The 15,745-nt window shown below is 72.6% G+C and carries 5 protein-coding genes; 4 read left to right on the top strand and 1 reads right to left on the bottom strand.

Annotated features, from left to right (window positions below; genetic code table 11):
- Nucleotides 1-8 precede the first annotated feature (8 nt).
- Nucleotides 9-5,165, bottom strand: a complete 5,157-nt coding sequence (locus ACYVF7_RS55810) for an amino acid adenylation domain-containing protein (protein WP_460356201.1) — start codon at nucleotides 5,163-5,165, stop codon at nucleotides 9-11.
- A 349-nt stretch (nucleotides 5,166-5,514) separates the two neighbouring features.
- Here ACYVF7_RS55810 and ACYVF7_RS55815 point away from each other — a divergent pair, with 349 nt between their 5' ends.
- The 4 genes from ACYVF7_RS55815 to ACYVF7_RS55830 are packed head-to-tail and all read left to right on the top strand — an operon-like array spanning nucleotide 5,515 to nucleotide 15,670.
- Complete coding sequence (locus ACYVF7_RS55815; protein ID WP_460356203.1) at nucleotides 5,515-8,586, top strand: non-ribosomal peptide synthetase; 3,072 nt, start codon at nucleotides 5,515-5,517, stop codon at nucleotides 8,584-8,586.
- Nucleotides 8,583-9,341 (top strand): thioesterase II family protein, encoded by a 759-nt coding sequence (locus ACYVF7_RS55820; RefSeq protein ID WP_460356205.1) that lies wholly within the window; start codon nucleotides 8,583-8,585, stop codon nucleotides 9,339-9,341. Before ACYVF7_RS55815 ends, ACYVF7_RS55820 begins: the two co-directional genes overlap by 4 nt.
- The gene (locus ACYVF7_RS55825) at nucleotides 9,334-10,221 is read left to right on the top strand and encodes a condensation domain-containing protein (protein ID WP_460356208.1); all 888 of its coding nucleotides are present in this window, start codon (nucleotides 9,334-9,336) and stop codon (nucleotides 10,219-10,221) included. The genes ACYVF7_RS55820 and ACYVF7_RS55825 overlap by 8 nt, the downstream gene beginning before the upstream one ends.
- Nucleotides 10,214-15,670, top strand: a complete 5,457-nt coding sequence (locus tag ACYVF7_RS55830) for an SDR family NAD(P)-dependent oxidoreductase (RefSeq protein WP_460356211.1) — start codon at nucleotides 10,214-10,216, stop codon at nucleotides 15,668-15,670. The genes ACYVF7_RS55825 and ACYVF7_RS55830 overlap by 8 nt, the downstream gene beginning before the upstream one ends.
- The last annotated feature ends 75 nt before the right edge of the window (nucleotides 15,671-15,745 follow it).

Raw genomic sequence — 15,745 nt, forward strand, 5'->3', positions numbered from 1 at the left:
TGAACGCCTCACTCTCTGTAAACGAAACGGACGGCCGTGCTGGTGCGCCCCTCCCGGCGGCTGGGGTGGACGCGGGCACCCCCGTGTTCACTCGCTCTCCCCCGCTTCCCTGACCGACCTGCGCAGGCGGCGCCGCGCGATGGCCGCCTGTTGGCGCCGGCACGGACGGCATCGGGCGGGACCGCGGAGCCGGTGTCCGCGTCGCCGGCGAGGTGCCGGGCGAGGGCGTCGAGATTGGGGTAGGCGAACAGCGCCGTCACCGGGAACGACCAGGCCAGCCCGGCGGTGCTCCTGCGGTACAGCTCCAGCAGCGTCATCGAGTTCAGGCCCGCCTCGAAGAAGTTCTCCCCGGGGCCCAGGGGCCGGCCGATGACGGCGGCCGCGGCCTCCGCCATCCGCGGCACCGCCGGATGCGACGTTCCGGTCCGCACGCCAGGTACCCGCTGTCCTTGGATAACGGCCCGCGGCCGGGCCTTGTGGGTGACTCCGAGAATGAAGTTCCCTACCACGGAGATCGAGACCGGCACCGCGTGCGCGGGCAGCCGGCCGATCAGGAACGTGCGCAGTTCGTCCTCACCGATCGGCGAGCCGGCCGTCGCCTGAAGCGTGAGGACTTCGATGCCCTGCCGATCTTCGAGGACCGCGATGGCGTCGCGGACGGCAGGATGGCGCCTGGTCATCGCCTCGACCTCTCCCAGATCGAGGCGATGACCGCCGATCGAGACCTGCCGGTCCTTCCTTCCGTCCAGGACGACGAGCCCGGACGGGTCGTACCGGCCCAGATCACCCGTACGGAACTTCCGCACACCCGGCTGCGGATCGGCCTGGAACCCATCGGGACGGGCGTCGGCGACGAGAAGGCCCTCCGCAAGGTTCCGGCTCCGCACCACCACCTCCCCGCGCTGGCCGATTCCGGCGGGCCGGCCGGTCTCGGTCATGACGAGCAGACGGCCGCCCGCGCAGCCGGCGCCGACGGGCACCTGTCCGTCCCCGGTGACCGGCGCATCGGACGGCAGTCGGTGGCACGACACGAGCTGCGGGGTCTCGGTCGTGCCGTAGGCGTTGACGATCTCGGCGTCGGTCACCGCCCGCAGCCGCCGCACCAGCCGTCCGTCCAGCGGAGCACCGCCGAGGACCAGGAGGCGCAGCGCGTCCAGCCGGAGGCCGGACCGCGCGCCGCTCAGGAGCAGTTCCATCAGGGCCGGGGTGGCGTGCAGGACCGTGATCCCGGAACCGGCCAGCCACTCGGCCAGGAGCCCGGGATCGGCCGTGATCTCGCGCGGCGGCACGTACAGGCGGGCTCCGGCGATGAGTGGGGCGAACATGTCCCGCAGAATCGGATCGTGCGCGGGCCCGGCGACGAGGGCGAATCGGTCGGTGGTCTCGATGCCGAAGCTCGCCCGATACCAGCGCAGGAAATCCCGCAGCGGCCCATGCCCTACGGCCACGGGTACGGGATCGCCCGTGCTGCCCGAGGTGAACAGGACGTGACTCGGCCCGCCCGCGGCTGCCTCGTCCGCCGCCGGCGCGCCGGGACCCTGCAGGTCGGCGAGCGACACCGTGCCCGGACCGGCCGGACCGGTGAGCGACACCGTCAGCCGTGGTGCCAGTGACCGTTCGCTCGCGGCCTTCCGCACGGCGGGGAGAGCGTCGTCCACCAACGCGACCCGGGCGCCGGCCAGCCAGCCGGCGAGCAGCGCGATCGGCAGGCCGGGGCTGCGGACGGCCCGCACCACCACGGTGTCCCCGCTGCCGACGCCGGCCCGGCGCAGGCCGCCGGCGACCTCCCGGGCGCGCCGCCACAGATCGCCGTAGCTCAGCGTCTCCCCTTCGGCCGGGCCGACGACCGCGACGGCATCGGGCGCCGCGGCGGCGACGGCGGCCACGTCGGCCGTGACGGCGCGGCGCTCTCCCGCCTCGGGCACGGTCTCGTCCGGGCGGGGAAGGCGGGCGGCGGCCCGATCGGTCACCAGGTCGATGGCGGCCAGGTCGATGTCCGGTGCGGCGAGGATCTGGCGGGCCACGGACGTGCACTGGGCGAGGATCTCGGCCGTGACCTCGTCCGGGCACCGGTCCGCCGCGCCGATCAAGTGCAGGCTCAGGCCGTTCGCACCACGGCTCAGGTAGAGGTTGAGGTCGAACAGCGCCGAGCGTGGCGGCCCGGTGACGTCTTCGGTGACGAGGCCGGCCAGATGCGGGGGCGGCGCAGCGTCGGTCAGGTCGTTCAGCCAGACCTGGAAGATCGGGTTCCGTCCGAGGACACGAGGCGGGCGGACCGCGTCGACGATGGTGTCGAAGGTGACGGCCGAATGGTCCATCGCCTCGGTGAAGCGCGACCGGGAGTGCGCCAGCAGATCGCCGAAGGTGCGCAGGCCGTCCAGGTCGAGGCGGATGGGCAGGCTCTCCACGAAGAACCCGGCGGTGTTGAATTCGGCCTCGGTGCGACGGCGTGAACTCGGCACGCCGACGAGGACGGTGCGCTGTGCGGTCCAGGCCGACAGGATATGGCCGAGCACCGCGAGGAAGAACGTCGCGGGCGTGGCCGCCCGGCCCCGCAGGTAGTCGGTGAGGCGGTCGGTGAACGCCGCTCCGAGCCGCTCGGTGACCGGCGCACCGGCCGTGCCGGAGCGTACGGCCGACGGGCGGCGGAAGGGCAGAGCCAGTTCGGGCGGCGCGCCGGTCAGCCTCCGCCGCCAATGATCCAGGTCAGCGGTCCATCGGGAATTCCCGACCTGACGAGCCGCACTGCGGGCGTAGTCCGCGTAACGGTCAGCGGGTCGCAACTCGGGATGGGCGCCGGATACGGCCTGCGAGTAGTCGGCTCCCAGCCGTTCCAGGAGGATGTCCACCGTGCGCTGGTCGGCGATGAGGTGATTGAGGACCAGCACAAGACACGACCGGGGCTCGGCGGTTGAGCGCAGCAGACTGACCCTGGCCATCGGGGCCCGCCCGTCGTCGATCACGGTGCTCCCGGCCTCCCGGACGAACCCGTCCACGGCCTCGTCCGACAGGATCCCGGCCGTCTCGGCGACCGCCACCTCGATCGGTGCGGCCGCGTCGTAGACCAGCGTGGCGTCCTCGGTGATCCGCGCGCGGAGCACGTCGTGCCGGTCGGCCATCGCGCGCACGGCACAACCGAGCGCCTCGATGTCGACCTCGCCGGTGAGTCGCAGGGCCGCGACCACGTTGTAGGCCGCCGGATCATCGTGCACCTGCCCGAGCAGCCACAGCCGGCGCTGCTCGGGCGCGAGCGGCGACCGCCGCGGCGATCCGGCAGGAGCCGCCGGTGGGCGGGCCGGGGTCGGCTCCGCGTCGGCGGCCGGGAGGTCGGTCGGGGTCGGTTGGTCGGTCGGGGTCGGTCGGCCGGGGGGACATGATTCCCGCAGCCCGGCCAGCGAGATGTTGCGGTCCAGCAGCCGGGACAGGGGGATCTCCACGCCGAACTCGGCTCGGATGGCGGCCAGCAGCCGGATCGCCCGCAGCGAGGTGCCGCCCGCGCTGAGAAAACCGGTCGTCTCGTCCACCGGCCCGGTCAGATCGAGGGCCTCGGCCCAGGCCCTGCCGACGGCGTCCCCGGTGGCCGCGCACGCCGCCCGGCCGGACCACCACCGGTGCGCCTGTTCTACGAGGCGGCGCCGATCAAGCTTGCCGCTGCTGGTGACCGGGAAACGGTCGAGCCGGTACACCGCGGACGGGCGGAACGCGGCGGGCAGGCGCTCGGTCAGATGCCCTCGCACGCGGTCGTCGGAGACTGTGGCCTCCGCCGACAGCGCGGCCACCAACACCGGTCCGGCGCTGCCGGGGACGGCGACGACGGCGGCCCCGCCCGTCAGCTCCCCGAGGACCCTCTCGGTCTCCAGCGGCTCGACCCGGACCCCGCCGATCTTGACCTGCTCGTCCAGCCGGCCCAGGTAGAGAAGCCCGTCCTCGGTTCGGCGGACCCTGTCGCCGGTGCGGTACCAGCGCTCTCCCGCCACCGTCGGGAACGCGGCGGCGGTGAGTTCCGGCCGGCCGGCATAGCCCAGGGCCAATTGGACGCCCGCGATCCACAGCTCGCCCGGCTCCCCGGCCGCGACCGGCCGCCCGTCCCGGTCCATCACGCCGAGGCGGGTGTTGTCGACCGGGAAGCCGATGGGCACGGGATCGGAAGCCGTCAGGTCGGCGGGAACGTCCCAGTACGTGACGTCGATGGCCGCTTCGGTCGGCCCGTAGAGGTTGTGCAGCGCCGCCCCGGGCCAGCGGTCGAGGGCCCGGCGGGCCACGGGCGCGGTGAGCGCCTCGCCGCTGCAGAAGATATGCCGCAGCGTCCGTACGCCGCCGCAGGCGGTCCCGTTCAGCATTTCCGCCAGCATGGACGGGACGAAGTGGCAGACGGTGATCTCGCGTTCCGCCATGATCGCGGCCAGCCGTTCCGGGTCGCGGTGCGCCCCGGGCGGCGCGAACTCGCAGCGCGCACCGGCGATCAGCGGCCAGAACACCTCCCACCCCGACGGGTCGAAGGTGAAGGGAGTCTTCTGCAGCACCCGGTCCCGGGCGTCCAGCGGATAGCGCCCCTGCATCCAGCGCAGCCGGCTGCACAGGGCCTCGCTGCCGAGCACGACCCCCTTGGGCTCACCGGTCGACCCGGACGTGAAGATCACGTAGACCGGCCGGCCGGGAGGCACGGGAGCCAGGGACGCCGGGTCGGCGTCCCGGTCGAAGGCCAGTGGAATCTCCACGGTGGGGAGTTCATGGTCACCGGGGAGCCGGCCGACCTCGTCGGCGACGGTGGCCACCGGGGCGACCCGCCGTACCATGGCGGCGATCCGAGCGGCCGGCTCATCGGGATCGACGGGCACGTAGGCGCACCCGGCCTTGAGTATGCCCAGCAGAACGGCCGCGGCCCACACACTCCGCCGCGACGGCACCAGCACCGGCCCCGGCTCGCGGATCACTTCGCGGAGAGCCGCGGCGATGGCGTCACTCGCCAGTTCGAGTTCACGTCCCGTGAAGGAGAGCTCACCGTCAGCGCAGACCACACGGTCCCTGGTCTCCGCGTAACGCGAACGGATCAGGCCGGGCAGCCCGCTGGGCGCGTCGACGGACACGGCCGGCCCGTCCATGGGGAGCGGGCTCACCGACGGCCGGCGGCCCGGTTCACCACTCGCCGCAATTTCATTGTTCATCGGCCGCCAATCCCGGCAAGCATTCCTGAGGTGCATCCGCCGCCACGTTTCGCCCCGGGAATGTATTTGAGCGTCGCGGGTCGGCACGAGTCCCCGGTTCACGCGACTCGGCCGGAAATCCGTGCAGGCCTGGCACCTGTCCCCAGAAATCGCGACAGGCATCCGGAGCGGCGGACCCCTACAGTGCGATCCTGGCCTTTACGCCGCAATTCCCCCCATATGAATGCCATGGTTCGTCGTCACAAGTTTCTGGAGTGGGGAACCGATTTGTCGACTCCTGAATATGCCGCCGGACGGCCGCGCCTCGGCCGGTTCGTCACGATGACCCGTCCCCGCCCGGAACGCTGACGTGGCCGATCCGACGGTCTCCACCCAGGAACGGGCACTGTGGACGCTGCACCGGCTGGCCGACGGGCGAGGCATCTGCAACGTCGGATTCGCGCTGCGGGTGGACGCCCGCCTGCGCTGGTGGCCGCTGCGTGAGGCGCTCAACCACCTGGTTCGCCGGCATCCCGCGCTCCGCACGGTGATCCGTGGCGACGGCTCGCAGTTGTACCGGCGGTCGCTCTCGCCGGACGAGGCGGCCATCCCGCTGGAGACTCTGGCGTGCACCGAGGAGGAACTCGCCGAGAAGATCCGGCTGCTGACCGGCGAGCCCCTCGATCTCGACGACGGGCCGCTGGCCCGGGCGTACATGATCATGCTGCCCGAGGGGGCCGTGGTCTGCTTCGTCCTGCACCACCTCATCGCGGACTGGACCACGGTCCTGGCCGTCATCGGCGAGACGGCCCGGCTGTACGACGCGTTCGCCATGGACGAGCCGATCCCGCCGGATCTCGCAGAACCCGTTCTCCAACGGCACCGTCCCGAGCCCACCCAGGCGGATCTGGACTACTGGGTCGGCCACCTCACCGGCGTTGACGCGTCCCGGCAGGTGCTGGGCTGCGCGCGGCAGGTTCCGAGCCGGCCGACCTTCGCGGGTGGCAGGGTCGACCGGAAGCTCGGGCCCGAGGCGGTCGCGGCCGTCTCCCGGCTGCGCGCCCGGACCCGGTCGACCCACAACATCGTCATGCTCGCCGCCTTCTACCTGCTCCTCGCCCGGCACGGAGCGGGCCCCGACCTGGTGGTGGGCGTCCCGGTGGACGCCCGGAGGGCCGACGCGGCGCAGGCCCTCGGCTATCACGTCAGCACGCTGCCGATCAGGCTGCCGGTCGACCTGGACGCCGACTTCGCAGCTCTCGTCACCGCGACCCGTTGGTCGTTCCTCGAAGGACTCGACCACGGCAGAGCCTCCTTCGAGCAGATCCAGCACCTGCTGCCCGCGCGGTCGCCGGACTGGCGCACACCGCTGTTCCGGCACTCCTTCAACTACCGGCCGGTGTCGGCCGCGGACGAGATGACGATGGCCGGCCTGCCCGTCCGACAGCTGGAGGTCGATCACGGCCTGAGCCGGCTCGATCTGGAGCTGGTCGTCTTCGCCGACGGCGACTCGCTCCAGCTGGCCGCCGTCTACAGCACCGAGGCCCACACCGAGGAGGAGATCGCGGCGTTCCTGGCCCGCTACGAGAGCCTGCTCGTGGCCGTCGACGCCGCGGGAGCCGTCCCCGTGGGCGACATCGATCCGGCGAGCGAGGCAGACCGCGACGTCCTCGCGACGGTGAACGCGACCGGCCGCCGGTGGTCCGCCGAGCATGGGGACGGGCTCCTCGGAGAGATCCTCGCCCAGGCCGACCGCGATCCGGAGGCGCTCGCGGTCGGCGACTGGAGCTATCGCAGGCTGCTCGCGACCGTGTGGGGTCTGGCGTCGGATCTGCGACGGTGCGGAACGGGCGCCGGTGATGTCGTCGGCCTCTGCCTGCCCCGCGGCCCCGCCCTCGCGGCATCGGTCCTGGCGGTGTGGACGGTGGGCGCCGCCTACCTTCCGCTCGACCCGGCGCTTCCCATCGAGCGCGGCGCGTACGAACTCGACAACGCCGGCGTCGGGGTGCTGATGGCCGATGCCGACCGGCCCGACCGCTACGCCGCGGACCGCACCGTGCTCCTCGTGGACGACGTCCGCGCCGGCGACCCGATCCCACCGGTGCCTTCAGGCCCGCTCGCCTACGTCATCCACACCTCCGGTTCGACGGGCCGTCCCAAGGCCGTGGAGGTCACGCACGACGGCCTCGCCAACGTCGTCCGGCACTTCGCCGAGGTGTTGAAGGTGACGCCCGGCGACCGCGTCCTGTGGATGACCACGTTCTCGTTCGACATCTCGGCGCTCGAGCTGCTCATCCCGTTGATCACTGGCGCCCGGATCGTTCCCGTGTCCGACCACGCCCGGCTGGCGAGCGGCGAACTGGCCACCCTCATCGAGGCGGAGGACGTCACCGTCGCGCAGGCGACACCGACGATGTGGCGGCACCTCGGCCCTGCGCTCGGCGAACGGCTGCACGGCATGCGGGTGGTGTGCGGGGGCGAGCCGCTCACCCCCGCGCTCGCCGAGACGCTGCTGTCGTACGGCTGCCGGCTCTTCAACGCCTACGGACCGACAGAGACGACGATCTGGTCCACTGCGGTGGAGCTGTCGCGTCCGGTGCCCGCGCGCGTCCCGCTCGGCGGCCCCATCGCCAACACCTCGCTGATCGTTCGCGACGAGGCCGGGCGGCCCGCCCCTCTCGGCACACCCGGCGAGCTGTGCATCGGTGGCACCGGCGTCGCGGCGGGATACCGCGGAGACCCCGACCGCACCGCCGACCGATTCCGGGTGGACGCCGTCCAAGGCCGCTACTACCGCACCGGCGACCTCGCGACGATGCGGATCGACGGGACGCTGGAGTTCCTCGGCCGGAACGACCGCCAGGTCAAGATCCGCGGCAGCAGGATCGAGCTGGGCGAGGTCGAGGCCGTGCTGGAACGGCACCCGGACGTGGCAGAGGCGGCGGCCTTCACCCAGGCCGACGCCACTGGCGAGCTGCGGCTGCTGGTGGCCTGCCGCCCCGCCACCGACCTCAACGGGCAGGCCGCCGACCTGGCGGACCGGCTACGCGAGCACGCGAGCCGGTTCCTCGGGGCCGCCGCCGTACCGTCACGGTTCCTCACCTTCGACCGGCTTCCGCTCACCGGCAACGGCAAGATCGACTATTCCGCCGTCGCCCGGGCCGCGGACGCCGACCCCGGGCAGCCGCCCGAGCTGCCCGAGTTGCCCGACGACGCGATCCTGCGGACGCTCGTGGAGGCGTGGCGCGAGGTTCTCGGCGACCACCGCGTCGGCGCGGACACCCATTTCTTCCTCCACGGCGGGCACTCTCTCGACGCCGTACGGCTCGCCGAGCGAATCCATGCGGACCTCGGGGTCGACGTCGAATTCGACGCGGTGTTCACCGCGCCGACGCCGGTACAGCTCGCGGCGCTGCTGACTGAGGGCGGAGACACGGCATGACCAACGACGACCCGGCCTGGTTCGTCCCGCTCACACCCGATGACGGGCAGCCGCTGTTCGCTTTCCCGCACGCTGGTGCGGGGTGCGCCCAGTTGGCCGACTTCGCCAAGCAGGTGGCCGGACACGGCCTGACCGTAATGGCGGCGAACCTCCCCGGACGGCAGGCCCGCCTCGCCGAAGCGCCCCCGACCGATATCGCCGGCCTCGCCGACACGCTCGCGGACGCGCTCGCCGCCGAGGTCGGCGACCGGCCCTACGCCCTGTTCGGATACTGCGGCGGCGCCCTGCTCGCCTACGAGACGGCGCGCCGGCTCCAGGCCCGTTCCGTCCCGATGCCCACTCGGCTGATCGTCGTGTCGTTCGAAGCGCCTGACATCGGCCTGCGTCCCCGCAGGGTCTCCCGGCTGCCTTCGCACGTGCTGTGGACATACCTGCTGGACAGCGGGGCCGTCCAAGAGGACCACGGTCAGAATGCCGCGCTGCGGCGGGTCGCCGAGCCCGCGATCCGCGCCGACTACGCGATGCTCGGCACTTACCACCACCAACCCGGCCCCCCGCTGACGATCCCCGTGACGGTCTGCTACGGCGAGCGGGACACCGGCACGCCACGCGGCGCGCTGCTCGGCTGGCGTCGCCTCACCACCGGTCCGGTGGACCTTCGCGGGCTGGACGCCGGTCACTGGCTGCTGACCGACACCGGCGAGCGACTCGCGGAGATCACTGCGGAGGCCGTACGGCAGCATGGCGATGGATAGGCAGGGGCCGCGGCCTCCCGAGCCGGTCCAGGCGACGGCTCCGCAGCCCTCTCAGCGACCCATCCGCGACACCGGGGCGTCGAACGCCGCCATCGCGATCGAGTTGATCGGTCCGGTCCGCTGGTGGCCGTTGCAGGAAGCGGTGAACTGGCTGGTCGCCCGCCATCGTGCCCTGCGTTCGGAACTCGGTCTGGACGGGACGGCGGTGCGACGCAGGGTGCGCCCCGCCGACAGCCTGAATCTGGAACTGGACGTCCTCGCTGGCGACCCGGTCGCCATCGAAGCCGACCTGCGGGAGTACGCCCGGACGCCGTTCCGGCTCGACCGGCCTCCGCTCTGCAGAATCGGCCTGTTCACGCTCGCTCCGGATCGGAGCGTGATCTGCCTGGCCGTGCCGCGCGCCGCCGTCGGCGTCGCGAGCCTCGGCGCGCTCGCGGCGGAGCTGGCCGAAGGGTATCTGGAGATCGCCGAGCACGGTGAGCCGAAACCGCGGCCCGAGCCGACCGACCCGGAACCGGACGAATCCGCCATGACGATCTGGCGCCGGCAGGCCGGGGGTGGCTCCCCCGCCGCTGAGCCCGTGGACGGCGGTCAGGAAGCGGGCGAGGTCGTGATACCCGCGCCGGAACGGGATCCGCGCACCAGGACGACCGAGGCCGTCGTCGCCGACGTCGTCCGGGAAACGGTCGGCTTCGATATTCCGACCGAGGCGAACTTCTTCGAGGCGGGCATGAACTCGGAGCTGGCGGTCGCGGTCTACATACGGCTCCAGCAGGAGCTCCGCCACGAGTTCCCCGTCACCGACCTCTTCAAATATTCGACCCGCCGGGAACTCGCCGCCTACCTGGAACGATCACGAAGGGACCATGGTGATGGCTGAGGCCGCCACAGCGATGGCGATCATCGGACTGGCCTGCCGGCTGCCCGGTGCACCCGACCTGGAGAGCTTCTGGCGCAACCTGGTCGCCGGCGAGGAGTCGATCACCTTCTTCGACGCCGCCGAGCTCGAGGCGGCGGGGGTGCCCAAGGACGATCGCGAGAACCCCGACTACGTGCCGGCCGCACCGCAGATGCCCGACGCCGACCGCTTCGACGCCGGCCTGTTCGGGATGACAGCCGCCGAGGCGCGGATCTGCGACCCGCAGCTGCGGGCGTTCCTCGAGATCTCCCACTCGGCGCTGGAGAACGCGGGATTCGACGCGTTCCACGTCGCCGGCAGGGTCGGGGTGTTCGGCACCACGGGCGTCAACGACTACCTCCGGCGCGCGGCGGAAGCACAGCCCGGCCTGTTCCAGGACAGTCCCGGCATCTCGCTGTACACCCTCAACAACGCCGACTACCTGGCGACACTCACCTCCTACAAACTCAACCTGAGCGGCCCCAGCATGACCGTGCTCACGGCCTGCTCTAGCTCGCTGGTCGCCGTGCATCTCGCGGCGCAGGCCCTGCGCGCGGGCGAGTGCGATGTGGCGATCGCCGGCGGCGCCTCCATCGAACTGCCCCTCGGGCACGGGCACCGCTGGTCACCGGGCAGCGTGCTCACCAGGGACGGGCACTGCAGGCCGTTCGACGCGTCGGCGTCCGGCACCATCTTCGGCAGTGGCGCGGGAGCCGTCGTGCTCAAGCGACTCGAGGACGCGATCACCGACGGCGACCGCATCGCCGCGGTGATCCTCGGCAGCGCCGTCAACAACGACGGCGCCGGGAAGGTCTCCTTCAGCGCGCCCAGTGTCACCGGGCAGGCGACGGCGATCGCCGATGCCATGCGGAACGCGAACGTACGGCCGAGCGAGGTCGACTACGTCGAGGCGCACGCCACCGGCACCGACCTCGGCGACCCGATCGAGGTCGCCGCGCTCACCGAGGCCTACACCGAGCTCGGCGATGAGGCGCTGCTCCCGGGCTCGACCGCGCTCGGCTCGGTCAAGTCGAACATCGGCCACATGAACGTCTCCGCCGGCGTGGCCGGTCTCATCAAGACCGTCCTCATGCTGGAGCGGGAGTACCTGGTACCGACCATCAACGTCAGCGAGCCCAACCCCAAGCTGGCGCTGGACAAGACCCCGTTCCGGCTGGCGACCGAACTGGAGGCATGGCCGCGCCACGATGGCCGGCCCCGGGTGGCGGCCGTCAGCTCGCTGGGCATCGGCGGCACCAACGCGCACGTCCTGCTCACCGAGGGGCCCGTCGCCGAACCGGCACCGGGCGACGGCCGACCCAGAATCATCCCCTGGTCCGCCAGGACGCCGGCGGGTGTGGCCCGCCTCGGCCGCGACATCGCGGACTTCCTGCTGGCCCACGGCGAGCCGGTGTTCACCGACGCGGTCGCCACGCTGCAGCACGGCCGTACCGCCCACCCCGAGCGGGCGGCGGTCGTCTCCTCGTCGGCCGCCGACGGCGCGGCGGCGATCAGTCGCGGCACCCCCGCCGTGATCACCGGGCGGGACCGGGGCGCGGTGCGGCGGACGTTCCTGTTCCCCGGGCAGGGCGCGCACCGGCCGCGAATGGCCATGGGACTCTACGGCCGGGTGCGACCCTTCAGCGTGGCGATGGACGAGTGTCTCGAACTCTTCGAAGCCCTCGGCGTCAGCCTCAGCGGGCCGTGGTCGGCCGAGACGCCGGACCACCGCACGGAGCTCGTCCAGCCGCTGCTGTTCTCGGTGGAGTACGCGCTCGCCGCGATGTGGCGCGCCTGGGCCGGCGAGCCGGACGCCGTCCTCGGCCACAGCCTCGGGGAACTCACCGCCGCCACCGTCGCGGGCGTGTTCGAGCTGTCCGACGCGGTGCACCTCGTGGCCGCCCGGGCCGAGGCCATGGCGGCGGCTCCGGTGGATGGAGCCATGGTGGCCGTGTCCGCGCCGCCGGAGGAGATCGCGGGCATGCTGCCCGACGGGCTGTCCACGGCGGCGGTCAACGGGGCGGCACAGACCGTCGTCAGCGGCCCCGGCGAGCTGGTCGACGAGCTGATCGCCACGCTCGGCGACGCGGGCATGGCCACGCGGCGGCTCTCCGTCTCGCACGCCTTCCACCATCCCGGATGGGCGGACGCGGCAGAGCGATTCGGGCGGGCCTTCGAGACCGTGAACGTTCGCCCTCCGGCGGTCCCGCTCTACTCCGGCCGTACCGGGCTCGCCGTGACCGACGAGCAGGTGAACGATCCGGAGTTCTGGACCGGTCAGCTCATGGCCCCAGTGCTCTTCTGGCCCGCCCTCGGCGCACTGCTCGAGACCGGCGACCACACTCTCCTCGAAGTGGGGCCGGGCACGACGCTCACCTCGCTCGCCCGCAGCCACCCCTCGGTGGCGGACGGCCGGACGGTCGCGATCGCCGGGTTCGGTGACGCCGACGGCGACGAGGCCGGCGCGTTCAAGGCCGCTGCCGAGCTTTGGGTCGGCGGGACGGCCATCGACTGGGAGGCTGCCCAGCAGCCGCCACCGCTGTGCAAGGTGCCGGTCCCCGGATACCCCTACGAGCGGGAGCGCCACTGGGTCGACCCGATCGCGCCCGCCGAGCTCGCCGAGCCTCCCGCGCCCACGGAAACGGTCGCGTCCACGGCGGCCGCCGAGCCCGTCACGGAGCCGGCCACGCCCGTCATCGAGGAGGCCATGCCGACCGCAGAGACACCGGACCCGGTCACCTCACCGCTGAGCGTCGTCGAATGGCTCCCCGCCGACCAGACCGAACGGCCGCCCCGCGGTGAGGGTCTCGCGTTCGTGGTGCTGCCCGCCGATCCCGATCTCGCCCTGACGGTCGTGCTGGCGGTGGAACGCGCCGGATACCGGACCGTGCGCGTACGACCCGGCGACGCGCCCGGTGAACGCGACCACGAATTCCGGATCCGGCTGGGCGAACCGGACGACCTGCTCGCCGTCGTCGGCGACCTCGCCGAGCGCGGCGTACACCCGGACCTGCTCGTGCACGCGGTCGGCGTCGACCCGGCGCCGGCGCTGTCCGCCGCGGCGCTCGGCGACGCACTCGACGTGAGCGTCCACAGTCTGATGGCGCTCATGCGCGCAGCGCTACGCCTTCCCGCCGGGCGCCCCCTGCCTCGGCTGGCCGTCCTCACCCGCGGAGCGGCGAACGTTTCGGGTGGCGATCCGATCGATCCAGCGAACGCGGCCGTGCCGAGCCTCGTGCGCACCGTGCTCGCCGAGACCCCGAGCATGCGGGGCGGCGTCATCGACATCGGTGCGCGCGTGGGCGCGGCCGAGATCGCGGCGGAGCTGGCGACCCCGTCCCCAGCCGAGTTCGTGGCGCTGCGAGGCCACCGCCGGTGGGTACCCGCCGAGGTCCCGCTCCCTCTACCGGAGCCGGGGCCGGAACCGACGCGGCAGCGCGGTGTCTACCTGATCACCGGTGGGTTCGGTGGGCTCGGGCTCGCGCTGGCCCGCCAGCTCGTCGGCACGGGCATCCGGCCCCGCCTGGTGCTGCTGGGCAGACGCGATCCCACCGTCCCCGACGCCGACCAAGGCGATCCTTTCGTGACTCGCGGCAGGGCCGCCGTGGCCGAGCTGATCGCGCTGGGCGCCGAGGTCCTCACCATCGCCTGCGACGTCGCGGAGCCAGGGGCCGCCGAGCAGGCCATCCAGGCGGCGGAGAAGCGGTTCGGGCCGGTCAACGGCCTGTTCCATCTCGCCGGCGTCGCCGGGGACAAGATGATCGCGTTCCGGGATCCGGCCGACGTCGCCGCCGTGCTCGCGCCGAAGACCGCGGGCACGCTGCTGCTGACCGAGGCGTTCGCGCGCCGGGCCCCGCTGGACTTCGCGGTGTTCTTCGGCAGCCGGGCCGGCACCGACGGGCTGGTCGGCAGTGGTGACTATGCCGCCGCCAACGGGTTCCTCGATGCCGCCGCAGAGGTGTCGCCGCTGGCCGAGGGCCGCGTGCTGAGCATCGGATGGCCGATCTGGCAGGGCGAGGGCATGGCCGACCGCGACGGCGTCGACCTCATGGGGCTCGCGCGCATGGTGGCCGGCCTCGCTGAGGACAACGCCCCCGCATTGGAGTGGGAGGCGGAGTACGGCGCGGCCTCCACCTGGCTGCTGGACGAGCACCGCTTCGGCCGGACCCCGCTGTTGCCGGGAACCGGATATGTGGATCTCGTGACCGGGCTGTTCCTGGACAAGCTGTCCGCACCAGGCCAGGCGGTAGAGCTGTCGGACGTCGTCTTCCGCTCTCCGTTCCTCGACGCGGCACCACGCACCCTGCGGGTCGTCTTCACCCCCGCCGGGGACGGGTACGACTTCGCCGTCTCCTCCCGGCCTGCCGGCGAATCGGAGGCCCCCTGGAAGGACCACGCCACCGGCCACGCGGCATCGACGTCGGAGCCGCAGCCCCAGGTGGACCTGAGCGCACTCCAGCAGCGGATCGCCACCGGGGGCGCGCGGACGGCCGAGAAGGCCCCCGCGAACACGAGCATCACCATCGGTCCCCGCTGGAGGAACATTCCGGAGTCCTGGCAGTCGGGCCAGGAGAAGCTGCTGCGGCTCGCCCTCTTCCCCGGCTTCCTGCACGACCTGTCCGAGCATCGCCTGCACCCCGCTCTGCTCGACACCGCGACCGCGGCGGTGCGCGCCTCGGACGAAGGCGCCTACCTGCCGTTCCTCTACCAACGCCTCGTCATTCACGCCGACCTGCCCGCGGAGTTCTACAGCCACGTCCGGCGACGGTCGTCGGCGGAGGGCACCGCGTCCGGGGACATCGACCTCATCGCGCCGGACGGCTCGGTCCTCGTCCGCATCGAGGGCTTCTCCATGCGCCCGGCCACGTTCGAGGACGAGGACGAGGACGAGGGCGGAACCGATGACCGCCCCGCGAGTCCGCCGGCGGCGGAGCAGCGCCACGGTATCGAGCCCGAAACGGGGATGCGCCTGCTCATGTCGCTCCTGTCGGCGCACGGGCCCAGAAGCTTCCTGGTCCGTCCACATGAGGACGGCGAACCGGTCCCGCTCCAGGTCCGGCAGCCCGCCAGGGTAACGGTGACGGTGGCGGAAAGCGTGACCGCTGCGGCAGCGGTGACCGCCGGAGCAGTGGTGACCGCCGGAGCAGTGGTGACGGCCCCGCAGCCGCCGGCACCCGTCGCGGCGGCCAACGGGGAACGCGGTACGGTGAGTGACCGACTGGCGAAGCTGTGGGAGCGCACCATCGGCGTCGCGCCGTCGGGCGACGACGACGACTTCTTCGACGCCGGCGGCAACTCGCTGTCCGCCGTGGAACTCGCGGGGCTCCTCAGGGCCGAGTTCGGGACCGAGGTCGGGATCGGCCTGCTGCTCGACGTCCGTACGTTCGGCGGCCTCCGGGAGATCGTGACATCACCGGACGCGGTGGCCTGACCCCGAATCGCTCATCCTTCGTCCAGCGAGCCCACACCGACGCCGGCGTGGGCTCGTCGGCTTGGCGGGAGCAGT

Source organism: Actinoallomurus acanthiterrae, assembly GCF_054775715.1.

Excerpts from the sequence above, each read along its gene's own strand:
- ACYVF7_RS55810 (WP_460356201.1), bottom strand. The coding sequence starts at position 5,165 with ATGAACAATGAAATTGCGGCGAGTGGTGAACCGGGCCGCCGGCCGTCG.
- ACYVF7_RS55820 (WP_460356205.1), top strand. The coding sequence starts at position 8,583 with ATGACCAACGACGACCCGGCCTGGTTCGTCCCGCTCACACCCGATGAC.
- ACYVF7_RS55825 (WP_460356208.1), top strand. The coding sequence starts at position 9,334 with ATGGATAGGCAGGGGCCGCGGCCTCCCGAGCCGGTCCAGGCGACGGCT.
- ACYVF7_RS55830 (WP_460356211.1), top strand. The coding sequence starts at position 10,214 with ATGGCTGAGGCCGCCACAGCGATGGCGATCATCGGACTGGCCTGCCGG.